General features: G+C 51.2%; 20 protein-coding genes. 14 read left to right on the top strand and 6 right to left on the bottom strand.

Annotated elements, in window-relative coordinates; all coding sequences use genetic code 11:
• Positions 1-169 precede the first annotated feature (169 nt).
• Positions 170-1,663, top strand: a complete 1,494-nt coding sequence (yjeM, locus tag EKM83_RS05095; RefSeq protein WP_125575549.1) for a glutamate/gamma-aminobutyrate family transporter YjeM — start codon at positions 170-172, stop codon at positions 1,661-1,663.
• A gap of 339 nt (positions 1,664-2,002) precedes the next feature.
• Here the strand turns inward: yjeM and EKM83_RS05090 are convergent, their stop codons facing one another.
• Both EKM83_RS05090 and EKM83_RS13280 read right to left on the bottom strand, forming a co-directional pair.
• Entirely contained in the window at positions 2,003-2,851 is an 849-nt protein-coding gene (locus tag EKM83_RS05090; RefSeq protein ID WP_125575548.1) for an aldo/keto reductase, read from the bottom strand.
• Positions 2,852-2,952: 101 nt separating this feature from the next.
• Positions 2,953-3,111 carry a hypothetical protein gene (locus EKM83_RS13280; RefSeq protein ID WP_164505596.1) on the bottom strand — a complete coding sequence of 53 codons (159 nt, stop codon included), beginning with the start codon at positions 3,109-3,111 and terminating at the stop codon, positions 2,953-2,955.
• Positions 3,112-3,302: 191 nt separating this feature from the next.
• On the opposite strand from EKM83_RS13280, the gene EKM83_RS05085 reads away from it, so the two are divergent.
• The 4 genes from EKM83_RS05085 to EKM83_RS05070 all read left to right on the top strand — a co-directional run bounded on the left by EKM83_RS05085 (position 3,303) and on the right by EKM83_RS05070 (position 6,942).
• Positions 3,303-5,648: a cation-translocating P-type ATPase gene (locus EKM83_RS05085; RefSeq protein ID WP_125575547.1), complete on the top strand. Its 2,346-nt coding sequence runs from the start codon at positions 3,303-3,305 to the stop codon at positions 5,646-5,648.
• 89 nt (positions 5,649-5,737) lie between these two features.
• Entirely contained in the window at positions 5,738-6,262 is a 525-nt protein-coding gene (locus EKM83_RS05080) for a DUF1836 domain-containing protein (RefSeq protein WP_125575546.1), read from the top strand.
• 94 nt (positions 6,263-6,356) lie between these two features.
• Complete coding sequence (mazE, locus tag EKM83_RS05075) at positions 6,357-6,593, top strand: type II toxin-antitoxin system PemI/MazE family antitoxin (protein WP_125575545.1); 237 nt, start codon at positions 6,357-6,359, stop codon at positions 6,591-6,593.
• Positions 6,559-6,942: a type II toxin-antitoxin system PemK/MazF family toxin gene (locus tag EKM83_RS05070; RefSeq protein ID WP_225418623.1), complete on the top strand. Its 384-nt coding sequence runs from the start codon at positions 6,559-6,561 to the stop codon at positions 6,940-6,942. Before mazE ends, EKM83_RS05070 begins: the two co-directional genes overlap by 35 nt.
• Positions 6,943-7,020: 78 nt before the next feature.
• Here the strand turns inward: EKM83_RS05070 and EKM83_RS05065 are convergent, their stop codons facing one another.
• Positions 7,021-8,814, bottom strand: coding sequence for a glycerophosphoryl diester phosphodiesterase membrane domain-containing protein (locus tag EKM83_RS05065; protein WP_125575544.1), 1,794 nt, complete (start codon positions 8,812-8,814; stop codon positions 7,021-7,023).
• Between the two features lie 406 nt (positions 8,815-9,220).
• Between EKM83_RS05065 and adhE the strand changes: the two genes are divergently transcribed.
• The 5 genes from adhE to EKM83_RS05040 all read left to right on the top strand — a co-directional run bounded on the left by adhE (position 9,221) and on the right by EKM83_RS05040 (position 16,272).
• On the top strand, positions 9,221-11,839 hold the full coding sequence (adhE, locus tag EKM83_RS05060) for a bifunctional acetaldehyde-CoA/alcohol dehydrogenase (RefSeq protein WP_125575543.1): 2,619 nt from the start codon (positions 9,221-9,223) through the stop codon (positions 11,837-11,839).
• A gap of 590 nt (positions 11,840-12,429) precedes the next feature.
• Positions 12,430-13,053: an aggregation-promoting factor gene (gene apf / locus EKM83_RS05055; RefSeq protein WP_125575542.1), complete on the top strand. Its 624-nt coding sequence runs from the start codon at positions 12,430-12,432 to the stop codon at positions 13,051-13,053.
• 647 nt (positions 13,054-13,700) lie between these two features.
• Positions 13,701-14,345 carry an aggregation-promoting factor gene (apf, locus tag EKM83_RS05050; RefSeq protein ID WP_125575541.1) on the top strand — a complete coding sequence of 215 codons (645 nt, stop codon included), beginning with the start codon at positions 13,701-13,703 and terminating at the stop codon, positions 14,343-14,345.
• 215 nt (positions 14,346-14,560) lie between these two features.
• Entirely contained in the window at positions 14,561-14,911 is a 351-nt protein-coding gene (locus tag EKM83_RS05045) for an aggregation-promoting factor C-terminal-like domain-containing protein (protein ID WP_125575540.1), read from the top strand.
• 173 nt (positions 14,912-15,084) lie between these two features.
• Entirely contained in the window at positions 15,085-16,272 is a 1,188-nt protein-coding gene (locus EKM83_RS05040) for an acetate/propionate family kinase (RefSeq protein ID WP_125575539.1), read from the top strand.
• 86 nt (positions 16,273-16,358) lie between these two features.
• Here the strand turns inward: EKM83_RS05040 and EKM83_RS05035 are convergent, their stop codons facing one another.
• Complete coding sequence (locus EKM83_RS05035; RefSeq protein WP_125575538.1) at positions 16,359-17,156, bottom strand: alpha/beta fold hydrolase; 798 nt, start codon at positions 17,154-17,156, stop codon at positions 16,359-16,361.
• Between the two features lie 236 nt (positions 17,157-17,392).
• Between EKM83_RS05035 and EKM83_RS05030 the strand changes: the two genes are divergently transcribed.
• A complete protein-coding gene (locus tag EKM83_RS05030; RefSeq protein ID WP_125575537.1) occupies positions 17,393-17,884 on the top strand; it encodes a hypothetical protein in 492 nt (163 codons plus the stop codon).
• Positions 17,885-18,213: 329 nt separating this feature from the next.
• Here the strand turns inward: EKM83_RS05030 and EKM83_RS05025 are convergent, their stop codons facing one another.
• Together EKM83_RS05025 and EKM83_RS05020 are read right to left on the bottom strand one after the other, a co-directional pair.
• Entirely contained in the window at positions 18,214-19,836 is a 1,623-nt protein-coding gene (locus tag EKM83_RS05025) for an ABC transporter permease (protein WP_125575536.1), read from the bottom strand.
• Between the two features lie 5 nt (positions 19,837-19,841).
• Positions 19,842-20,735 (bottom strand): ABC transporter ATP-binding protein, encoded by an 894-nt coding sequence (locus EKM83_RS05020; RefSeq protein WP_125575535.1) that lies wholly within the window; start codon positions 20,733-20,735, stop codon positions 19,842-19,844.
• A 176-nt stretch (positions 20,736-20,911) separates the two neighbouring features.
• Between EKM83_RS05020 and EKM83_RS05015 the strand changes: the two genes are divergently transcribed.
• From EKM83_RS05015 to EKM83_RS05005, 3 genes are all read left to right on the top strand, one after another.
• The gene (locus tag EKM83_RS05015; protein ID WP_125575534.1) at positions 20,912-21,547 is read left to right on the top strand and encodes a TetR/AcrR family transcriptional regulator; all 636 of its coding nucleotides are present in this window, start codon (positions 20,912-20,914) and stop codon (positions 21,545-21,547) included.
• Positions 21,544-22,203: an HD domain-containing protein gene (locus EKM83_RS05010; protein WP_225418622.1), complete on the top strand. Its 660-nt coding sequence runs from the start codon at positions 21,544-21,546 to the stop codon at positions 22,201-22,203. Before EKM83_RS05015 ends, EKM83_RS05010 begins: the two co-directional genes overlap by 4 nt.
• 115 nt (positions 22,204-22,318) lie before the next feature.
• Positions 22,319-23,722 (top strand): MFS transporter, encoded by a 1,404-nt coding sequence (locus EKM83_RS05005; protein WP_125575533.1) that lies wholly within the window; start codon positions 22,319-22,321, stop codon positions 23,720-23,722.
• The last annotated feature ends 72 nt before the right edge of the window (positions 23,723-23,794 follow it).

The raw sequence follows: 23,794 nt of genomic DNA, 5'->3' as shown, positions 1-23,794 counted from the left end.
TTTTTGCGACCGTGAGTTTGTTTCGCCCCACGCCGCATTAGAAAACATTCAGTTATCACACGAAAAATTCACCCAGCTATTATTGAAATGCCAGCGGATTGTATTGTCTCTCATGTAAACTAATAAAGCGCCTACAAACGGGCAGTTTAAAAATATTGGAGAGAGAATAATGGCTGATAATAATAACAATAAAATCACCTTAATGGCTTTAGTCATGATGATCTTTACGACCGTTTTTGGCTTTGCCAACAGTACGGTAGCCTATTTCTTGATGGGTTACTCTTCGATTCTATTTTACTTAGCCGCCGCAGTCCTGTTCTTCATTCCGTTTGCTTTAATGATGGCGGAATATGGGGCTGCCATTAAGTCTGACGAGGGGAGCGGGATGTACCAGTGGCTGGACCGCAGCGTCGGACCGCGATTTGCGTTTATCGGGACCTTCATGTGGTTTGCGTCTTACATCATCTGGCTGGTCTCCACTTCCGCCAAGGTTTGGATTCCGTTTACCACGACCTTCTTTGGCCGTGACCAAACGCAGAACTTCGCCTTTGCCGGGATGAACGCCACGCAGGTCATTGGGATTCTGTCGTGTCTATGGATGATCTTGGTGACGTGGGTCTCCATCAAAGGGGTCAAGGGTATCGTCCGGATCACCAGCCTGGGTGGATTAGCCGTCATGAGCTTAAACGCCATCCTGCTGGTCATTTCCGGCATTGTCTTGGCCTTACGCCACGGCGAATTTGCCCAACCACTGAATACCTTCCTACATTCGCCACACCCGAATTACCAGCAACCAATGGGCATCATGAGCTTTGCCGTGTTTGCCATCTTTGCTTACGGGGGGCTAGAAGTCCTCGGGGGGATGGTCGATAAGACTAAGAACCCGGAAAAGACTTTCCCCAAAGCCATTGTCATCTCGGCCATCGTCATCACGCTGGGGTATGCCATTGGGATTCTGTGCTGGGGAATCAGCACGAACTGGCAAAAGGTCCTGTCCGACCCGACGACCAACATGGGGAACATCAGTTATGTGATGATGCGCAACCTCGGGGATGTCTTGGGTGAGTCGCTGGGATTGAGTGCCGCAACGAGCACCACAATCGGCCTGTGGTTCGCCCGTTACACGGGGCTGGGGATGTTCCTGGCTTACTCAGGGGCCTTCTTCACGTTGACGTATTCGCCACTGAAGACGTTGATCATGGGGACGCCCAAATCCATGTGGCCGAAGAAGTTTACCAAGCTCAATGCCAATGACATGCCGAGCTACGCGATGATGCTGCAGTGTGCGGTGGTTATCGTCATTATCCTGCTGGCCTCCTTTGCTTCAACGGACGCCTCGGCGTTTTACAACATCTTGACCTTGATGGCCAACGTCTCCATGACGTTACCATACCTGTTCTTGGTCTACGCCTTTCCGAAATTCAAGCACAACCGCGATATCATGAAGCCATTTGAGGTCTACAAGTCCCCAACTTGGACGACCATCATCAGCTGGGTCGTGTTCATCGTGGTCTTGGGCGCCAACACCTTTACGCTGGTCCAACCTATCTTGGAAAACGGCGACGTACAAAGCACGATTTGGATGCTGGTCGGGCCAATCCTGTTCGGGGTCATGGGGATTATCTGGTACGATATTCGCCAACGCAAGCATGCTAACGATTAAAAATATTGTGTTATAGAAAAGCAACCGACCTGCTGAAATGGTAAGTTGGTTGCTTTTTTGCGGTTGGCGAAACCAGGAGCCTGCGTCAGCCAGCGTTCCGCCTGTTCTGGGGAACACCGCCAGATTGCTATTAGAAAACGCAACCGACTCGCCGAGATGACAAGTCGATTGCGTTTTTTAAGCAATGATGATATTAATAACTAATAGCCGATGGCAGTTGAAACAACGTAATCGCTGCTGACAATCGGCACCGTAGCCGGGAGTCCACCAAATATGGGTTGGAACGCTGGGGCGGACGGTAGGCGACCAGCTCTCACAGCGTTGCCCAGTCCAGCAGGCTTAGTATTGCTTACCGGTTTCGTAAACGATTTCTGGTTCGTTCCCCGTCCGCTCATTGCGGTTGAGGATGTCGATCATGGTCATTTCATCAACGTCCAGGTCGAAGTCAAAAATTTCGGCATTTTCCTTGATTCGGTCGGGATGCGTGGACTTGGGAATCGTAACCAGTTCGTGTTGGAGTTCCCAGCGCAAGACGATTTGCGCGACTGATTTCTGGTGGTGTTTGGCCATCTTCATCAGCATGGGGTTGTCTAGCACGGCACGCCGGCCCAGCGGACTCCAGGCTTCCGTCACGATATTTTTTTCTTTGTCGTAGTCAAACAGCGCCTGTTGGTTCAGGTAGGGGTGATATTCCACCTGATTGACGACGGGCATTTCCTTGGCTTGCGTGGCGAGCAGTTCCAGGTGAGAAATGGTGTAGTTGGACACGCCAATTGAACGGACTTTGCCGTCAGCCTTGAGCTGTTCCATGGCTTTCCAGGTATCAAAGAAGTGTTCGCGGACAGGCCAGTGGACCAGCAACAAGTCCAAGTAATCGGTCTGTAGGCGCTTCAGGGAGCCTTCGACGGCCTTCATGGTCCGGTCATACCCCTGGACGACTTCGGCGACCTTACTGGTCAAAAACAGGCCTTCACGAGGTAAGCCTAGCTGCTGTAACGTTGGTCCCAAGATGTCTTCGTTACGGTATAACATGGCGGTGTCAAACATCCGGTAACCCGCATTCCAAGCCGCGTCGATGGCGGTGTTCATGGTTTCCTGGTCGCCGATTTTGTAAGTCCCAAAGCCCATGACCGGCATGCGATTGCCGTCCGCGAGCTTGATGGTGTTGGTGATTTTGGTAGGTGCCATTAAATTTCCTCCTTGACGGCAGATACCGTCAGTCATTTCGTGTGTGGTACGCCACACATAATACTTCTAATCTTAAGCTAAAACTATAGAAATGACAACGCTTACCGACGCTTGAATTGGTCGTAAAGGTTCACGCCAGCCTCAATCAGCATGCCAAAGGTCATCAACCACATGGCTAACATATCTTGGTGGGCTAACATGCATCCCAGCAAAATAACGTAGAGAATAAATAAAATAACCGCTGTAGATTTATGATTCAAAATAAACCCTCCCCTTGAATAGTTTGCTACCAATTCCAGTATAGTCTTCTCTTCACGTTGCGGGGCATTCGCCGACAAAATTGGTTGCGATTCCGTAAAAGATTACCCAAAACTAAACGAAATAGGGGCGATGAGGTGGGGATATCTAGTACAATGAAAGGGTAAACAATTGTGAAGGAGGCTACGGGGATATGACCACAACAAAACGTGAAGATACGCCGTTAGATTTAGGATTAACGGCCGCTGAGGTGGCCCAGCGAGTGGCGGTCGGTCAGCAGAATGACCCCTTGCCCCCGCTGACCCGTAGTGTGCAACAAATCTTTCGGGATAATCTATTAACCCTCTTTAACTTGATCAACGTGCTCCTGGGGGCCTTGGTGTTGGTGACCGGGAGCTATAAAAACTTACTTTTCTTAGGGGTCGTGGTGGTCAACACCGGGATCGGTATTTTCCAAGAGATTCGGTCAAAACGTCAGGTCGATAAGCTGGCCCTGTTGTCGGAAGGCAAGATCAACGTCTTGCGGGACGGACAGGTGGCGGCGTACCACCAGGATGCCATCGTCCAAGACGATATCCTCGAACTCGGCCGGGGTGACCAGTTGCCGGTCGATGGCCGTATCCGCGACACCGCGGGACTGGAGGTCGATGAGTCGCAAATTACTGGGGAAGCCACGCCCATCAGCAAGGCCACCGGGGATGACTTGGTCTCCGGGAGTGTCATCCTCGGTGGGCGGGCGATGGTCCAGGCCACGACGGTTGGCCACGGGAGCTTCGTCAAACAACTGGCCCACTCCGCTAAGCAAAAACGTCGTAGTGCCAGTCAATTACTCACGATTATTAATCGCATTATCAAGGTCCTGACGTTTGCCATTATTCCGTTGGGGGCCGCCTTGTTCATTACCGCCATGCTCCGCGGACAGAGCCAAAATCGCGCCATCCTGGGCACGGTGGCTTCCATGGTGGGTATGATTCCCGAAGGCTTGGTGTTACTGACGTCGGTGGCGTTGGCCGCGGGGGCCTTCACCCTGGGGCGGCATCACGTGCTGGTGCGGGAGTTACCCGCCATTGAGGCGTTGGCCCGGGTTGACGTGTTGTGTCTGGATAAGACCGGGACCATTACCAACGGCCAGCTTCAATTAGACCGGGTCGAACCGCTCGGCGCCGTTACCCAGCAGGCCGCCCAAACGCAGCTGGCCCAACTGGTCGCCGCTACTGGCGATGACAACGAAACGGCGCAAGCCATTCAAGCCGCGTTGGGAACGCCGTCAGTGCAGGCTGGCCAAGTCCTACCATTTTCCTCCGGACGCAAATGGAGTGGCGCCATCCTCGCTGGGCAAGCCACCATCATGGGCGCGCCCGAGTTTATCTTCGAGACCGTTCCCGCCGCAGTCCATCAACGGATTCAAACGTTGGCGGCGCAAGGCTACCGGGTGCTCATCCTGGCCACCGCCGCTGATTTAGCCACCCCGCGGCCGACTGCGCCGCAAGCCATTGGGTTGGTGCTGATTACCGATGAGCTCCGACCGCGGGCCAAGGATACCTTTGGCTACTTTGCCAATCAGGATGTTGCCCTGAAGGTCATTTCCGGCGATAACCCCGTTACCGTCGCGAGCATCGCCGCACGGGCAGAAATTGCTGGTGCCCAGCAACTGATCGACATGAGTCAGGTGGGGCCAAGCCCAGATTACGCCCAACTCGTGGCGGACTACAACGTGTTTGGTCGAGTGACGCCGCAGCAAAAGGAGTCGCTGATCAAGGCCTATCAGGAAGCCGGGCACACGGTTGCCATGACTGGTGATGGGGTCAACGATCTGTTGGCCTTACGCCAGGCCGACTGCAGTATTGCCATGGCCTCGGGGAGTGAAGCCACCAAGAGTCTGGCCGACTTCGTGCTGGTCAATTCCAACTTTGACGCGATGATCAACGTCTTAAATGAGGGTCGCCGGGTCATCAACAACATTGAGCGAGTGGCCTCACTCTTCTTGATCAAAACCATGTATTCCGTGGCGTTGACACTGATTTTTATCTTTATGAGCCGCAGCTATCCGTTTGAACCGATCCAGCTGACGCCAATTTCGTCTTTGATGGTGGGGATTCCCACGTTCTTCCTGGCGCTGCAGCCCAACTACGCCCGCATCACGGGGCGCTTTATGAAACAAGTTATGGAGATTGCCGCCCCAGCCGCCGTCTGTGTGGTCGGCTACATTCTGGTCATCATGGGGATAGGCACGCAATTCAACCTGAGCTTTGCGACGACTTCGACGCTGAGTGTGTTGATGACCGGCCTCATCAGTCTCAATGCCCTGGTCATGGTGGCGCGGCCACTGAACCGCTTCAAGGTCGGCTTGGTGGCGTTGATGGCGGGGTTATTTGCCATCATCTTCATCTTCTTTGGCCCAATCTTCTCGTTGGTCAGTCTATTCAATTGGAAATTAGCGCTACTCTATCTACCGCTGATGATTAGCGTCATACCGGTCTTTATTCTGGTTCAAGATGTCTTGGGTCACCGGATTTTAAGTAAGATTCGCTGGCGCTAGGTGAATTGTCAGATTTAGGCTTTAGCTAGTCGCTGGGACTAGATTATATGTTATAATTGAAGCTAGAAACGGAAGGTTAGGGAAAAGACATGGCTGATTTTAATCAATACACCCGTTGGGAACACCAGATGCACGGCGTTAAATTACCACGCTGGGATGATTTACCGAAGTTTGACCTCTATATGGACCAGGTGACCGCACTGATCAACGATGTGCTGGGGCCGTTGGGCGTTGACATGATTACGCCCGCGATGATTAACAATTACGTGAAGCATAACGTGATTTTGGCACCGGTGAAGAAAAAATATCAGACCATGCAGCTGACCGATATTTTAATGATCAGCCTCCTCAAGCCCATGTTCCAGACGGATACGGTGCGCTCGGGGATCGATCAGATTACGGCAGGCGATTATCCCAAGCAAGCCTATGATAACTTCATTGACCGCCTGGAAGACCGGCTCCACCACTTGGGTGAAGACCAGGTCCAACCCGCGGCCAAGGACTTGAATGAAAAGCTCATGCAGGTCGCTGTCGATGCCGTGGTAGCGCGCTTACAGTCAGAAAAGTTACTGCACCTGATCAAGCGGCCGATTCGTAAAATTGAAAAGAAGTAAAGGAAAATACCATCTCCGGGTTGCTGGGGATGGTATTTTTAACGAATAAGCAAAAATATTGCGAGAACTTGTAATTACATCGGAGGCGAAGATAATGACTGTAAAGGCACGAAAACAAGGTAATTCACTAATGGTAACAATTCCGGCTAGCATTGACGCCAAGGAAGGAACAGAATTTGATGTTATACAGGAAGCGAACGGGGTAATTTCCTTGGTACCGGTGCATAGGAATATTTTCGAAAAGTCTCCTGAGTATAACTTACGTGCAGGTATTGCAGAATTAGGACTTGGTGACAATGGCCAAGCAGTGGGTAAAGAAAATGTCTGGTAAATATCCTGATCAGGGCGATTTAATTTGGATTGATGCAGAGCCACATACTGGCCATGAGTATGGTGACCATAATGAAAAGAATATTCGACGACCAATGTTGGTGATGAGTTCCAGTTTGTATAACGAGCGAACTGGAATGATTGCTGGCTTTCCAATAACCTCTAAGCTGCCTGCGCATTTTCCCGTGGGGCTTAAAATTCAGGGAAATAAGATTCATGGGTTTGCGGTATTGAGCAATCTGTTGGGGTATGATTTTATTGCACGAAATGGCGAAGTCGTCGATCATGTTAATCAGGTAACGCTCAAGCAAGCGCTAAGTGGCATTAGAGATATGTTTGAACTTTATTAGGTGAAATTAAAGGCCGAAAGAAAGAACGACTGCCGACCAGGCTAAGCCCTGTGTCGGCGGTCGTTTTCGTGTGTACAGTTATTGCGTCTGCGATTCCAGTGATAAATCATTCATCAGCGTCAACAACAGGTTGGCGTAGCTCGGATGATCCGTGTTGTCCTTGATTTCTTGTTGGATGACAGACAGGTTGTTGGTAATGACCCCGTTGGCCCCCAAAAACATCATCTGGTCCAGGTTGATAATCGTATCAATGTCCCAGGCATAAACTTTCTTATGCTGGCGATTGGCCTGGTCGATGAAGGTGTCATTGAGTGTCGTCGATTCCATGGTGTAGGCGTTAGCGCGGGTGTGCGGGAACGTCAGGTTGTACGGCATGATGTAGCTGACGAACAGGTCGGGATGTTCCGTCTTCAGCTGATTCATAATTTTATAGCTGAGGGTGTGAATCTGCTCGTGGTTAGCGAGGATGCGCTTACCAAATTGCCGATAGAAGCGTTGGGTGAGATCGGGCGTATCGGCGCTGCCTGTCTTGATTTCAATCAGTAATTTTTGGTGGTGGCGAATGGCCGTGTTCAGGTAGTGGTTGAAGCTGGGAATCTTGGCCTGATAGCCATTTTCCGTGACGGTTACCTTAGTCAATTGCTTGAGCGTCATCTTGGCCACGGACCGTTTCAGCCCGGCTAGTGCCTTTAGGTTGCCATCATGCATCACGACAAATTGGTGGTCCTTGGTCATGCGGACGTCCATTTCCACGAAGTCCGGCTTTTCCCGGCTAGTCTTGACCATGGCGGGGATGGTGTTTTGCACGCCATTGCCATCGTCGACCCCGCGGTGAGCAATCGTCAGCGGCTTGGTCATGGCCAGGCCGTTTAAGTAAATGAGGTTGAAGCCGACCAGGGTCGCGCTGATGACGGCCAGACCACTGATGATTAGCAGGCGGGTTCGCAGCTTGGTCTTGGCGGGTTCGCGGAAACTAAAGAGCGACAGGGGCGTCTGCTGGTGAGTGTCGTGACTGCTCAAGATGATCATCATGAACAGCACTGTGGCGTAGCACACCAGAAATTCCGTGATCACTTCCATCAAGAAGAGGTTGGCGGTCGCCGCTACCAGTGCCACGCCGGTCTTGTCGAACAGCACCTGACCGATGTACAGGATGGCGTAAATGACAAAAACCACGGCACTGATCAAGACCAACGTCAAAACAATTTTACTAAAGTAATTCCAGAAATTGTGGCGCGTCCGTTGCCAGCTCAAGCGGATGGCCTCGCGACTGTGGTAATGGTCAAGCATCATCAGCGGGAGGACCGCAATCAAGCGGATACCGATGTAGGCCGCCACCACGTAGACGATGCCTAGTAACCCGGCCCACAGTGGGTTAGCCAGGAGGTAACTCACGATAAACGCGGGAATCTTGGCCTTATTGAGTAGGGGCGTGGTGAACAGCTCACTACCAAATGGAATGATGACGATGAAGTAGCCAATAAAGAAGAAAAAGGTACTGGGTGAGGCGCCGGCAATGCTGCGGACCGTGTCCCCCAGCAAGGCGCGGGTAGATTCCGGTCGGCCGTTGCGGATATTGATGATCCCCAGTAGTAGGTAAGCGAATTGCCAGTAGATCAGGGTAACGACCGCCAGTAAAATCAAAAGCAGGCCAACGATGGCCAGGGGATGGTTTAACGCGATGGCGCCAATATTGGTATAAGACACGTAGGGAACGTGTTGCCACGCCATCAGCGCGGATGTCAGCCAGGTTAAGGCTGGCACCGCCAAATAACTGATAGCCAGGTTGGTCACGAAGACCAGCGTGACGTAACTCCCCCAGTGCTGGAAAAAGTGGTGGGTTGCTTCCCGCCAGAACCGCCAAGCTTGCACAGTTCTCAACTCCTCTCGATGCACGAAAAGCCCCAGAGATTGTCGGAACTTTCGGGTATGTGTTTACCTACTACTTTAGCACAATGGTACGACGGTTACCTGAGAAAATAACCGGCGCGACCGGCAAGATAACGGGCGTTTTATGAAAAAGACGGTCGATAGTTATGAAAACGAAATAGTCAGGTAGTGATATTATTCACAGAAAATAAAATGGCTGATTTGTTTTGAATAATGTGTATGCGCTTACATATCAATCACCCGTAAGTCCTGCTACATAAGCGATAGTAAGCTAGTTAAATTAATTGTGATTATTTTAACAAAAAGGTCTTGCGTAATTCTGAAATCATGATATGATATATCTCGTGAAGAAGTTAACAAAGATGTTTTCAAAGATGGAGGCATAACCATGTTAAAAGACGTGAAAGAGAAAACTACTAATAAAAAACAAGAAAACCATGAAACTGTTGATCAAATGATCGACCGCTTAACTGCTAAGGCCCACGACGCCCTGTGCGCCATGGACGATTTCGACCAAGCCAAGGTCGACCACATCGTGCATCAAATGGCCATCGCCGGGCTGGACCACCATATGGAATTAGCCAAGGCGGCCTTTGACGAAACCGGTCGGGGTGTGATGGAAGACAAAGCCATCAAGAACATGTACGCCACCGAAGAAATTTGGCACTCAATCAAGAAGGACAAGACGGTGGGCATCATTAAAGACGACCACGAACGGCAACTGATCACGGTGGCTGAACCACTGGGTATCTTAGCTGGGGTTACGCCAGTCACGAACCCAACGTCCACGACGCTGTTCAAGTCATTGATCGCTGTGAAAACGCGGAACCCAATCATTTTCGCCTTCCACCCCCAAGCTCAGAAGTCTTCCGTGATGGCGGCCAAAGTCGTTCGCGACGCTGCCATTGCTGCTGGTGCTCCTGAAGGGGTCATCTCTTGGATCGAGACCCCAAGTATTGAAGCGACGACGGCCTTAATGAACCACCCCATGGTTGCCAGTGTCTTGGCAACTGGGGGTCCCGGCATGGTCAAAGCCGCGTACTCCACTGGGAAGCCAGCCTTAGGGGTCGGTCCTGGTAACGGGCCTGCCTACATTGAAAAGACGGCCAACATCAAGCGCGCCGTATATGACATTGTGTTGTCCAAGACGTTTGACAACGGGATGGTCTGTGCTTCTGAAAACAGTGCCATCATCGATCAAGAAATCTATGCAGAAGTTAAAAAAGAAATGCAAGACCGGGGCGTTTTCTTCATTAAGAAGAGTGACGAAAAGGCCTTAGCCGAAGCAATGTTCAAGCCAGAAGGCGGCGTTAAGGGACCCGTTCCCGGGATGTCTGCGCAAAAGATCGCTGACATTGCCGGCATCAAGATTCCTGCTGGGACCAAGGTCTTAGCTGCTGAAATCACTGGGGTGGGGCCTAAGTTCCCACTGTCTCAAGAAAAACTTTGCCCAATGATTTCTGTGTACAAGGCTACCAGCAAGGACAACGCCTTTGACCTCTGTGACCAACTGCTCCACTTCGGCGGGCTGGGCCACACGGCGGCTATCCACACCATGAACGATGACTTGGCCACGGAATTTGGCATCAAGATGAAGGCCAGCCGGGTCTTGGTCAACACGCCATCCGCCATTGGTGGGATTGGGAACCTCTACAACGAAATGGTGCCATCACTGACCTTGGGGACTGGTTCATGGGGTAAGAACTCTGTATCCCACAACGTTTCCTCATTTGACCTGTTGAACATCAAAACGATTGCAAAGCGGCGAAATAATATGCAATGGATTAAATTACCTCGAGTTTACTTTGAAAAGACTTCTGTCCGTTACCTGGACGACATGCCTGGCATCAAGCGCGTCTTCTTAGTGACCGACCCAGCCATGGTTGAGTTAGGTTACGTCGACACGGTTTTGAATGAATTGAAACGCCAACCAAACGGCATCGAATACTCCCTGTTCTCCGACGTTGAACCTGATCCAACGACTGATACGGTCAACCGTGGGGTCACGCAAATGCGGATGTTCAAGCCAGATACGATCGTGGCTTTAGGTGGGGGCTCCGCAATGGATGCTGCCAAGAACATGTGGTTATTCTACGAAGACCCAGAAGCCAGCTTCTTTGGTGCTAAGCAAAAATTCCTGGATATTCGGAAGCGGGCTTACAAGTTCAACAAGCCACACAAGGCCCAATTCGTGGCCATTCCAACGACCTCTGGGACTGGTTCTGAAGTGACACCATTCTCCGTGATCACGGATTCCAAGACCCACGTGAAGTACCCACTGGCTGACTATGCATTGACACCAGACGTGGCTATCGTGGATTCACAATTTATCGAAACGGTGCCAAAGAAGACGGTGGCTTACTCTGGACTGGACGTCTTGACCCACGCCATCGAATCCTACGTATCCAACATGGCTTCCGACTACACGCGGCCATGGTCGCTGCAAGCCATCAAGTTGGTCATGGACAACCTGACCAATTCCTACAACGGCGATATCACGGCGCGCGAAGAAATGCATAACGCTTCGACCTTAGCCGGCATGGCCTTCGCCAACGCCTTCCTCGGGGTCGACCACTCGATTGCCCACAAACTGGGTGGGGAATTTGGCTTACCTCATGGTTTGGCCATCGCCATCACCTTGCCACACGTCATTCGCTACAACTTCAAGGAACCTTCCAAGTTGACCATGTGGCCGAAGTACGAATACTTCCGGGCCGACGAAGACTACGCCCAAATTGCCCGTTACCTGGGCTTACCAGGCACGACGAAGGAAGAATTGAAGGAAGCCTTGGTCAACAAGATCATCGACTTGGCTCACTCAGTCGGCGTTACGCTGAGCCTGAAGGCCAACGGGGTCGACAAGGCGCACTTCGACAAGGCCGTCGACAAATTAGCCGAATTGGCCTTCGAAGATCAATGCACGACCGCTAACCCACGTGAACCACTTGTTTCTGAACTGAAACAAATTATGATTGACGAATACGACGGGAAGAACGTTGAAAAATAACGCATCTCGCTAGTATTCATAGCCCAACTCTCGTTAAAACTAGGTCAGTTTCCCTTTACCCGGGGAGGCTGGCCTAGTTTTTCTTGTGGTGATTTCGGGTGAGTTAATGGGTCAATCCGGCTACTGGCGTGGGTTCAGTGGGGATTGGTCCCCTGAAAAATGCCGGTTTCTACTATATTATAGCGGTAATTAAGCGTAAATGATGATGGGGGCTGAGCATTGGGCAAGCTAATCATTGGTGGTTTTAGGCAAAATCGACAGAAATTTCGGCCGATTTTACTTAACTATTAACGATTGCAACCATAAAATCCGCGCAAATTCGGCTGATTTTCATCAAATTTTCATGAAAAATGACAAGTTTTTCGGGATTTTTCGTGCAAAAAGCACCGAAAAATCCCGGTCGTTTGCGCCAAAATGGGTAAAAATTGGGCTAGAAAAGCGTTTTATATAACAAACCCGTTACAAATATTACAGATTGTCATACTGTAATATTTTTCTTAATGCGGGCGTAACGTAACCCCAACCTAACTGACACAACCATCAGTTATTCTAATACCCGTTAAGCAAACAAAGGAGGACATTCATTTATCATGAATATCAAAAAAGCTTTAGTTAATACTTTGGGTACGGTTGCCGTTGTCGGTGCCGGCCTGTTCGCCACCAACGTCACGGCCAACGCCGACACTAATGTTACGGTCAAGCAGGGGGATTCTGTTTGGTCATTAGCTAACCAATACGGTTCATCCGTTAGTGCCATCGAAAGTGCCAACAGTTTGAGCAACAGCAACTTGATCTACGTGGGTCAAACCTTGAACGTGCCAACCAGCACGAAGACGGCGACGACTAACAGTTCTAGCGTTGCTAGCCAAAACTACACGTCTACGAACAACCAAGCTAGCCAATCCACGACTAGTCAAGCAACCACTAACCAAGCAACGACGACCAACAACACCCAATCAAGCAGCAACTCTGCTTCAACTGGTGTGTCTGGTTCCGAAGCTAGTGCCAAAGCTTGGATCGCTAACAAGGAATCTGGCGGTTCATACTCAGCTACTAACGGCCAATACATTGGTAAGTACCAACTGAGCTCTTCTTACTTGAACGGTGACTACTCAGCTGCTAACCAAGAAAAGGTTGCGAACTCATACGTCGCTTCCCGTTACGGCTCATGGTCTGCTGCCCAATCTTTCTGGCAAGCAAACGGCTGGTACTAAACCTACCAACTTTTAGATAAGCCAACTAATTTACGTTTAAAATCAAGTAACGCCCCCGGATGCAGGTCCGCGGGCGTTTTTTGTTGGCCAACTAAAGATTGAAAGTAACATCAAAGCGGTAGTTCCCGGAACGACAGTGTTCTGTCCACTAAAACTAGTGAAACCAAGACCTACGTCGGCCAGGGTTCCGCCTGCTACGGGGAACACCTCCAGCCTGAGGAGCGGTCTTCAGGTCCGCCCACCGCGTCCCAACCCATAGTTGGCGGACGGTAGGCGGCCAGATCGAACTATAAAGTTGTAAACGACTAGGCTTAACGCGAGAAGTCGTGTGAGGCTAATGCTTCTAGCTGACTTTCGGCTTTCAACCTTTAGATTATAATCCGCGCCACAAAACGTTGTCAGCCAGATTCTATTTGCGAGCAACGTTGCAGTACCGTGGTTGCCGTCACACCCGTGCAACGTAAGAACCGAAAACCCGGTTAATGTTGCAACCGGATTAACCACATTACGCTTTGTCATTTAAGCTAGTATTTCTTAACGTGGGTGTAACTCAGGAACAATCGCGGTGTAACCTCCGCGGGTTATGATAGGTCTCGTTAAGTAATTGATAGACAGATTCACTAATCAAAAGGAGGACATTCATTTATATGAATATCAAAAAAGCTTTCATCACTACTTTAGGAACTGCAGCCATCTTAGGTGCCGGCATCTTCGCCGGGACTACTTCCGCTAACGCCGACGTCCGGGTAACGGTGAAGTCGGGAGACACGGTTGCTAAAATCGCTAACCAATACAACTCCAGCATTTCTGCTATCGAACAAGCCAACAACTTAAAGAATGTTAACTTGATTTATGTGGGCGAATCCTTAGAGATTCCTAACGCCACGAGTGCCTCAACGACTACGACTAGCGCTACGACGACGCCTAGCCAATCCACGACGCAAACGACTAATAACACGAACTACACGGCTAACACGGCCAATACTAACACGAACACGTACAGCAACCAGGCCAGCACCTCAACTGGGACGACTAGCAACGCTTCTACGGCATCGACGTCCACGAGTGGCTCTAGCTCTTCAGCGAAGGCTTGGATTGCCAACAAGGAATCTGGTGGCTCTTACACCGCTACGAACGGTAACTACTACGGTAAGTACCAATTGAGCAAGTCTTACCTGAACGGTGACTACTCAGCCGCTAACCAAGAAAAGGTTGCGAACTCATATGTTGCTTCCCGTTATGGCTCATGGTCTGCTGCCAAGTCTTTCTGGCAAGCAAACGGCTGGTACTAAACCAGTTTAACCAAATAAATCTTAGAAAAATGGATGGTCCAGTGAAAGATTGCTGGCCATCCTTTTTCGTGTCTAGACCGGGCCGTAGCGACATATTGTTACACCAGGTTACCAGAAATGGTGGACCCCGTTACAAGTTTGTAACATACGGACAATCTGGCTGTAACTTAAAAACGTTATGATATTCTTAACAAATTCATTAGGAGGGCTCGTTGTTGAAAGTAAAAACCGTTTTCATGTTAATCGTGATGGTCATTGCAATGGCCCTTCCTAGTGTGTCCTCAGTCATCACCCCCGCAACGACGGCCGAAGCCAGTGTGACCTACACGAGCACGCTGTCCAAGAAAGAAAAGCGGGCCAAGGCCTGGATCGCCGTCAAGGAATCTGGTGGCAATTACCGCGCCAGAAACGGTCGGTACTATGGTAAGTACCAACTGACCATTTCCATGTTGAAGGGTGACTACAGTAAAGCCAACCAAGAAAAGACCGCGGATCGTTATGCGCACAACCGCTACGGTTCTTGGGTCAAAGCCAAGCGTCATTGGTTGGGGTATGGCTGGTTCTAGCTAATTTAATCAGATGATGAAATGAGTCACGGCTGCGGTCGTGGCTTTTTTGCATGCTGGGACTGGAAGCCGACCCTAAAAATTCTCACAGAAAGCCAATCTTTTCTTGAAAGCGGTTACAAAATCATTTAAACTGGGAAGTAACCGAGAAAATGATTGGGAGGATCAGGACGATGGCAAAGACATTAGCAATTAACGCAGGAAGCTCAACATTGAAGTGGAAGTTATTTTCCATGCCAGAGGAGACGGTGATTGCCTCAGGGATGGTTGACCGGTTGAATCTACCGGGGTCCATTTTCAAGGTCAAGCTACCCAATGGTAAGAAAATTACTGATACACAGGACAATATCACCAATAAGTTGGCGGCAGCCATGGTACTGACGCGGCTGAAGTCTTATGGCATCGTTAAGCACCTGAGTGAAATCACGGGTGTGGGCCACCGGGTCGTTGCCGGCGGGGAAGTCTTCAAGGACTCCGCCGTGATCACGCCCATCGTGTTGAAGCAGATCAAGGAACTCAAGGATTACGCACCATTACATAATCCCGTTCAGGCTTACTATATTGAGGTCTTCCAGCAACTCTTGCCAGAGGCCAAGCAGGTCGCGGTCTTTGACACGTCGCTTTACACGGAAATGCCAGCAGTCAACTATATGTACAGCATTCCTTATGAATATTATGATAAGTTGGGTGCCCGGAAATACGGGGCCCACGGTACCAGTCACCGCTACGTGGCCCACCGGACGGCTGAAATCTTAGGCAAGCCGTTAGCCGATTTGAAGCTGATCACGTTGCACCTGGGTTCGGGGTCGTCCATCACGGCCTTTGACCACGGTCACGCACTGGACACGTCCATGGGCTTTACGCCGCTGGCGGGGGTCATGATGGGCACGCGGTCCGGCGATATCGACGTTTCGCTGGTGGCCTTCTTAGCTGAAAAGCTACACAAGACCATGCCAGAAATGATCGACATTTTGAATCACAAGTCTGGCCTGCTGGGTATTTCCGAACTGTCACCTGACCAACGGGACTTGGAAAAGACCCAAGACGAACGGCCCAAGTCCAAGCTGGCACTCCAGATGTTTGTCGACCGGGTCGTGAGCTACGTCGGCAGTTACATCGCTGAATTAGGTGGTGTCGACGCCATCGTCTTCACGGCGGGTTCCGGTGAAAACGGTGTGGACATGCGCCAAGCCGTGGCAGACAAGCTGAACTACTTTGGCATCGCCATCGACCCCGCCAAGAATGATTTCAGAGGCGAGGAACACATCGTTAGTCCCGACGGCAGTAAGGTTCAAGTGCTGGTCGTCCCAACGAATGAAGAATTAATGATCGTGCGGGATGTCGCGCGGTTGACTAAATAAAAGCGAGACTGGCTGCCTTAGGGCGGATGTTTCGGCCATTTAAATAAGAGCACAAAAGTCTGGGATGTTTTGGTCCCAGACTTTTTTTAGGCGAATGTGGTGAGAAAATGCTGGAAATAAGCAGCCATCATGCCGTACTGGTCGATGGGCAGATTGTGGCCGGCGTCGGCGAGGAGTCCCAGAGAGCCATTTGGTTGGTTGGCCATGAAAGCCAGATGGTCGGTGTACCCAATCGTGACATCATGGCGGCCGGACAGCAGGGTGATTGGTTGGGTAAAGCGGGTGGCCTTGAGGTCCGTTTCAAAGGTCAGGCGGTAGTGTTGACCGTGGTCGCGGTGGAGCTGGTGTAAGGCGGCGAGATCAGTGCGGCGGATGCCGGGAATGACCTGTGTTTGAAAGGCTTGCCAGGTCGCCGGCGTTTGCACGACTGTGACCTTTTGATAGTTGGCAAAGTAGTCCGCATTGGTCGTCACATCAATTGGCGTGGTCGTGATGACCCGGTGGGGCGCCACGTGACGCTCACTTTTGACACCGGTGAGCGTTGGGCAGACCAAGAAGAGCCGCTGTACGCGTTCGGGCTGCTGAAAAGCCAGACCCAACGCCAGGTAGCCGCCGTAGGAATAGCCGACGATGGTGTAAGGCTGCGTGCCCAAAACGGCGTGGATGGTTTCTTGAATCGCGGCTAAGACGTGGTTACTGTCCGTTTGGTCGGGTGGTAAGGCGGGCGTTTGCCCCATGCCTGGTAAGTCGAGATAAAGCCGAGTGTGCGGCTGATCAGCCATGAGCGGCTCAAACCACTGAACCATGGCGTCGTGGTCGATGGCGGCACCGTGAATGAAGACGATGGGACTGCCTTGGCCGCGTAAATCATAATGTAATTGCATCGATGGACCCTCCTCAAAAAAGCCGATAAGTTGCCTTCATTATACCGTAGCATCACCATGTTAAGGGGACCTTAATTGGGGGCTTAACCCTTTCTTGACCACTATGTCAGTTAGGTAAAGACCGTGACAATTTGTCATGAAAGCCGGCATTCTTTAATTGAGTGGTAACGTATTGCTAACGACGTTGAGATATCGCGGCGGTATGCTAGGGTCAATCAAAAGGGAGGAACCATTCGATGATTAGAAAAGTAATTATTACCACCTTCAGCGCCGTTGCGGTTTTCGCCGCCGGCATCGGTCTTTCCGGCGTCAATGCCAGTGCTCACGCATTGCGCGGTTCGGCGCAAAACACCCAATACCAACAACCACAAGCGAGCACTTACGCAGCTTCAACCGTCAGTCTGAGCACACCGGCGGCCAATTCGACCAGCACCACGAGTTCCGCAACTAGCAACAACGCCACCGGGGCAACGATTACCGCCGCGCAGTTTGAACAGCAAGGCGTCGTCTATCTCAATGGCAATAAATGGACGTATTATTCAGGTAGCCTGACCGCTGACGGTACGCAAATCAGCGCCAACGGGTTGGATCCCAATGGGTATCGGGTCGTTGCGGCCCCCGCAAATATTCCCTTTGGCACCAAGATCATGACCCCCTTAGGCATGGGCGTCGTGCATGACCGCGGGACGGCCATTACGGGCAACCACTATGACGTGGTCCTGCAGTAGCGGTCGAGGATAAACGTAACCGCACCTCTTCGGTTGAACCGAGGGGGTGCGGTTTTGTTTACGTCTAAATGGCTGGGGGAGCCAACGTATCTATAGCATACCTGATGTTTAGCCGAATTGCGAGTGATATCTAATTAATTTAGTTGGTCGCTTAGGGGTTAACCAATTGAACTAAAAATGATGGCGTCCAGACAGTTGTTTTGATAAATAAAGCGATGATAAAATGTTGATAACGTTATGGATAGTTAACTGTTGCAACTTGGTCAAAAATCAAGTAAACTGAAAAAACGAGGCTAGCGTAATCGTCCAGCCTCGTTTTTTCTTTAAAGTTAGCTCATCTGTAAATCACGCCGCCGGTAGCCCAACCAGCCAATTAGGATCAACACCACGGCGAGGACGACCATCCAACTGAAAGTCGTCCAGTCCAGGGCGTGCTGGGGAACGCGGGGCATCCAGCCAGTGGGGGTCACATTTTTTACCCAATCCGGTAGTTTCAGTAAGCTCCCCATGTAAACGCTGATGAATCCCAACGCTAGGTATAACCAGCTCAGTGTTTTCAACCGTGGCCAGCAGCCGACCAGCAAGACGCTTAGAGCGAGAAAGACCCAGATCTCAGGGAGTTGGGCCGCGACGCCGTGCCAAAATTCAGTTGCGCTAATCCCGTCCTTGACGTGAGTCAGGCTAGCATCGCCCATCACGACGATGCCGGCCAGGCCGCCGATAAATGCAAGCGTGCTGGTAACAAAGGCGATGCCCACGTAACTGAAGAGGACGTGGGTCCGACTGAGTGGTCGCGCATAAAGGGCCTCTAACCAGCCCCGCGTCTCGTCGGTGTGAAGTTTTAAAATCAACTGCATGCCGGGGATGATGGCGACGGCGGCCATGACGATGGCGAGCAGGGACGTGAAGCTCAATAGGACCTTGTGATTGGCCTCATGGACCATAGCCGCGCCGAAGACCTGTTGCATCGTCGGGTTCGTCTTGAGAATGTCGCCAATCGTGTTGAAGACCGTGCCGTAAGCCACCCCAAAGATGATGACTGCCACGATCCAAGCGATGATAACGTTGCGTTGTCGCCGCCAAATCAGCGTGGCGGGACCCCGCAACATCGCGGAAGCTTGCGCCCGGCCAGGACGGGTCGTGATGGCCCCGGCCCCGATATCACGGCGGCTATTGGCCAGTAACGCCAGTTGTAAGAGCACGAAGGCCAGTAGTAAGCTCAAGCCGACGGGCAACCAACGGGGATCGTTGTAGGGCGCGAGTTTTTCGACCCAGCCCAATGGCGACCACCAGGTTAACCGGGGATGTTGGACGTCCGTAATCATTCGGGCCAAATAGCTAATACCAAAGACCGCGTAGGCGAGGCCAGTCGCGCTTGGAGCGTGGTCGGCAACCTGGGCGGTGAGTAGCCCGAGTATCCCAAATAGTAGACCGGTCGTGGCCAAGCCTAGGCCGATGAGCCAGTTACCCTCAGTGGTGGCCCCCGGCATGTTAGCGGCCATCAGCCCGACGCTGTAGAGAATGCCCAAGAGACCGTTGACGATAACCAATTCAATCGTGGCGGCTAGCAGTGGCGCAGTGGTCCCCACAGCGTGCGCGCGGACCAGCTCGGTGATGCCGAGATCTTCCTCGGCCCGGGTCGCGTGAACGCTCAATGCCAGGTTCATGACGACTTGGATCAGAGCCATGAAGAGTAACATTTCGTTGGCAAAAATCTCGGCCGTGGTGACCTGTCCCTTAAAGGAAAAGGCACCAAACATGGCGACGATGCCGGGGCTAGCTAGCGTATCTTTAATGGCATTAATTTCCCGTGGTGTGCCGTAAATTCCCTCAAACTTCCAGGCCACACTGGCCATGAGAGCGGCGAGAATCAGAATCCACATGAGAATTCGGAAGCGGTCGCGACGGAAATTTAAGCGCACCAATTGTCCTGTACGTCCATAGCGCGTCATGGCACTCACTCCTTTCCCGTGTAGTAGTGCATGAAGAGGTCTTCCAGTGTCGGCGGGGTGCTTTGCAGCGCAGCGATGTGGTGTTGCCCTAGCGTGGCCATCACCGTACTGAGGTGTTCGGCCTCGACGGAAAATTGCCATTCGTGGGGGGCATGGCCAGCTTCGACACCGTGAACACCAGGAAGCGTCGCGACATCAAAGTCATCGCCTAGCGTGACGGTGACCATGGTTCGCGTCAGGTGGCGCATGTCCGCTAAGCTACCGGTCTCAATGATTTGGCCTTCGCGAATGATACCAATGCGGTCACACATACGCTCGACTTCAGAGAGAATATGGCTGGAAAGTAAGACGGCCTTGCCTTGCTGTTTCAGGGCCATGACGGCATCTTGGAAGATTCGTTCGTTTAACGGGTCCAAGCCAGAGGTCGGTTCGTCGAAGATGTAAAAGTCGGCGTCCTGCGAAAACGCAGCAATCAAAGCGACTTTTTGCCGGTTACCTTTGGAGTAGGTCCGTGCCTTCTTAGTGGGATCTAAGCCAAACTGCTGAATGAGGTCGTCAGTTTTGGCAGAGTGGGCCGTGCCGTTCATCTTGAGGAGGAGATCAATGATTTCTCCGCCAGTGAGGTTCGGCCACAGGTAGACATCGCCCGGAACGTAGGCCAAGCGTTGATGGATGGCGACACTGTCGGTCCAAACATTTTGACCAAAGATACTGGCCGTGCCCCCAGTCGCCCGGATCAGGCCGAGTAACACGCGAATCGTCGTAGATTTGCCCGCGCCATTGGGACCAATAAAGCCAAACACTTCGCCCGAGTGCACGTCAAACGTGATATCCTTGAGCGCTTGAAAATGACCAAACTTCTTTTGTAGATGATTAATTTGCAGTACAGGATCTGTCATAGAAAATCCCCTCCTCACAGTTTTAAAATCGATTACATCGTAAGCCCCCGGTCAGGTAAAGTCAATGAAAAAGTGAACTATTTTTACAAAAAAGTTCACTAAAATACCAACGACCGACGATTGGCGGTATGATAGAATAAAGACTAACAGGGCATTGGTGAGGAAGGTGAAAGTAGATGGCAACCAATCGGGAACGTAAGGCCCAGCAACGGCAGGGTATTTTGGACGCAGCAATCAAGCTGTTTAGCACGCAAGGGTTTAAACCCACGCACGTGAAGACCGTCGCGCAGGCAGCCGGCGTGTCGCAAGTCACGTTATATAAATACTTTGATAGCAAGCTGGAGTTGGGCCACCAGGTGGTCATTGAGATGATCACACAGGGGTATGCCAGCTTTCAAAAGCTGATCGACGATGACCAAGTCCCATTCCCCGATATCGTGAAGGCGATGATGGCCAATAAGGTCAAACTCAGCGATAAGATTCACCCGGACTTCTACCAGTTCGTGATTGATGAGATGAGCGGCAAGAATGGCAGTAATGTGGTCAAGGCAGCCTACGTGGCGGGCGAAAAGAAGTTCTGGGATGCCGTGGTGGCCCGCGGTCGGGCAGCGGGGATGATCAATCCTAATGTTTCTGACGAGGCATTACTGTTATACTTGGAAATGTACGTGTCGTACTTTACGACGGCCAATATTGCACCGGAAAAGTACCAGCGACTCATCGATCAATTAATGCATTTGTTTTTCTACGGGTTTGCGGGCGTGCCGGCGACTAGCGACCATCCGCAGCCGACCAAGGAGGAAAAATCTTGACAGAGACCACAGTTTTAGCAGCAGTCCGCCAATTCTCCCAAGCCAAAATGGGGGATGACGAGACGGGTCACGGCTTCGATCACATTCAACGGGTCGTGAGGTTGGCCGACCGCATCAGTCAGTCTTACCCAGAAGTCGACCATCTGGAGACGCTCACGGCAGCGTATTTGCACGATGTCATTGATGAAAAATTAGTGGCGGATACCGCTGCAGCGAGTGCCGAGGTGCGGCAATTCTTGGTGGCGCAGGGCTTTTCAGTAGCGCAGATTGACACGGTGTTTTTGATCATGGACAACATGTCCTACCACAAGACGCTCGACGGAACCGCCAAGCCACTGCCGTTAGAAGGTCAGATCGTACAAGACGCTGATCGCCTCGATGCCATCGGCGCCATCGGTATCGCCCGGGCAATCTACTTCGGTGGCCATTTTGGTGAAAAGATTTATGACCCGGCCGTTCAACCGCGCACGGCAATGACCCATGCCGAGTATCGCAATCTTGATAACGAGACAATCATCAATCATTTCTACGAAAAATTATTAACGTTAAAGGATCTGATGAATACAACGGCCGCTAAGCAAATCGCGGAGCACCGTCAACAGGTGATGTTGGACTACTTGGCCGAGTATAAGGCCGAATGGCATGCGGAAGCTTAAGGCGACCGCTTTTTTTCTACAATTGAAATCGTTTTAATCAAAATTGGCTGGTGCATTTCTCGCTAAAAATGCGTATCATGGATAGTAATGCTAAATTTAGAGAGAAGCGAATAACATGCAAACGACTGTCCAACCCGAGAAGGTGCCGCGGGGAAATCTGATTGCGATTTTTGCGATTGCCCTAATGGCGTTCTTGGGAATTCTAGTGGAAACATCCATGAACGTGGCGTTTCCCACGCTGATGACGCAAATGCACGTGTCTTTGAACACGGTGCAGTGGATCACGACAGGGTACCTGTTGACGGTGGCCCTGCTGATGATCACATCCGCCTTTTTGAAGCAGCGCTTTACCAACCGCCAGTTGTTTGTGGCGGCGGCCACGGCGTTTATTTTAGGCGACTTAATCTGTGCGCTCGCAACTAACTTTCCCATTTTATTGATTGGGCGACTGATTCAGGCCGGCTGTGCGGGGTTAGCGATTCCATTGATGTTTAACATTGTCGTGGAAAGCGTGCCGCGGTCCCGGTTAGGGTTCTACATGGGGATGGCTGGGCTGATTTTGATGATTGCGCCAGCGAGCGGCCCCACATTTGGGGGCATCATGGTCTACTTGGCGGATTGGCGAATGATTTTCTGGTCCACGCTACCCGTTGAAGCCCTGATTTTATTGCTAGGGTTCGGTGCTATCAAGCAATTTTCACCGGTCCAAAAGGTTAAATTCAACTGGGGACAATTTCTCTTGTTGGCGGTGGCCTTTATTAGTTTTACTTTGGGACTCAACAGCGTATCTACGGCCGGCGCATTGAGCTGGCAATTTCTCGGTGGCTTGGTGCTAGCCGTGGTGGCGCTTTTCGGCTACATTTGGTTAGCCAAACACAGTGAGCAACAATTATTGAAGTTGGAAATTTTTAAAAATCCGGTTTTCACTTACAGTTTCTTTGCCTACTTCGTCCTGCAGTTTTGCAATATTGGAATCAACTTTGCCTTGCCAAACTATGCGCAAATCGTGGTGGGGGCGACGTCGCTGTTCGGTGGCCTGATGCTCCTGCCAGGAAGTCTGATCACGGCGATCTTGCAGCCGTGGTTTGGGCATTTGTTAGACGAACACGGGGCGCGGTTGCCTATCTTACTGGGGAGCAGCCTGTTTTTGTTCTCTGCGCTGATTTTTACCGTGTTTGGCCAGCACCTCAGCATCGTCTTGATTTCAGTGATGTACATTGTTTTCAGTATTGGTCGGTCGATGGCCTTCAGTAATACGCTAACCAATGGGCTCAAGGAAGTCGACATGAGCCAACGGGCAGACGCCAATGCCATTTACAACACCGGTCAACAATTTGCTGGGTCGGTCAGGACGACGATTCTGGCCGCGCTGATGTCATCAGTCAAGGTGAGTGGCCTGTCCTATGCCCACGAAACGGCAATGGGGAGCCAGCTGGCATTTGGCCTGATCTTTGTGTTGAGTATCATTAATTTTGGCTTTTACTTTATTGTGTTCCGTTATCAGAAAAATGATAAGTAGTGATGAGAGGCGGGGGCGTTTGTCCTGGCCTTTTTTCTCGTGCATCAAAAAAGCCCGTGACCAAAACCAATC

Origin of the sequence: Levilactobacillus angrenensis (assembly GCF_003946085.1) — a bacterium.
Classification (GTDB): Bacteria; Bacillota; Bacilli; order Lactobacillales; family Lactobacillaceae; genus Levilactobacillus; species Levilactobacillus angrenensis.
The sequence above is the reverse complement of the archived record's forward strand: the minus strand, read 5'-3'. Positions and strand labels throughout refer to the sequence as shown.

What these genes read in the sequence shown, in the direction of transcription:
- yjeM (WP_125575549.1), top strand. Translation starts at nt 170, where the DNA reads ATGGCTGATAATAATAACAATAAAATCACCTTAATGGCTTTAGTCATG.
- EKM83_RS05090 (WP_125575548.1), bottom strand. Translation starts at nt 2,851, where the DNA reads ATGGCACCTACCAAAATCACCAACACCATCAAGCTCGCGGACGGCAAT.
- EKM83_RS05085 (WP_125575547.1), top strand. Translation starts at nt 3,303, where the DNA reads ATGACCACAACAAAACGTGAAGATACGCCGTTAGATTTAGGATTAACG.
- EKM83_RS05080 (WP_125575546.1), top strand. Translation starts at nt 5,738, where the DNA reads ATGGCTGATTTTAATCAATACACCCGTTGGGAACACCAGATGCACGGC.
- mazE (WP_125575545.1), top strand. Translation starts at nt 6,357, where the DNA reads ATGACTGTAAAGGCACGAAAACAAGGTAATTCACTAATGGTAACAATT.
- EKM83_RS05070 (WP_225418623.1), top strand. Translation starts at nt 6,559, where the DNA reads ATGGCCAAGCAGTGGGTAAAGAAAATGTCTGGTAAATATCCTGATCAG.
- adhE (WP_125575543.1), top strand. Translation starts at nt 9,221, where the DNA reads ATGTTAAAAGACGTGAAAGAGAAAACTACTAATAAAAAACAAGAAAAC.
- apf (WP_125575542.1), top strand. Translation starts at nt 12,430, where the DNA reads ATGAATATCAAAAAAGCTTTAGTTAATACTTTGGGTACGGTTGCCGTT.
- apf (WP_125575541.1), top strand. Translation starts at nt 13,701, where the DNA reads ATGAATATCAAAAAAGCTTTCATCACTACTTTAGGAACTGCAGCCATC.
- EKM83_RS05040 (WP_125575539.1), top strand. Translation starts at nt 15,085, where the DNA reads ATGGCAAAGACATTAGCAATTAACGCAGGAAGCTCAACATTGAAGTGG.
- EKM83_RS05035 (WP_125575538.1), bottom strand. Translation starts at nt 17,156, where the DNA reads ATGCAATTACATTATGATTTACGCGGCCAAGGCAGTCCCATCGTCTTC.
- EKM83_RS05030 (WP_125575537.1), top strand. Translation starts at nt 17,393, where the DNA reads ATGATTAGAAAAGTAATTATTACCACCTTCAGCGCCGTTGCGGTTTTC.
- EKM83_RS05025 (WP_125575536.1), bottom strand. Translation starts at nt 19,836, where the DNA reads ATGACGCGCTATGGACGTACAGGACAATTGGTGCGCTTAAATTTCCGT.
- EKM83_RS05020 (WP_125575535.1), bottom strand. Translation starts at nt 20,735, where the DNA reads ATGACAGATCCTGTACTGCAAATTAATCATCTACAAAAGAAGTTTGGT.
- EKM83_RS05015 (WP_125575534.1), top strand. Translation starts at nt 20,912, where the DNA reads ATGGCAACCAATCGGGAACGTAAGGCCCAGCAACGGCAGGGTATTTTG.
- EKM83_RS05005 (WP_125575533.1), top strand. Translation starts at nt 22,319, where the DNA reads ATGCAAACGACTGTCCAACCCGAGAAGGTGCCGCGGGGAAATCTGATT.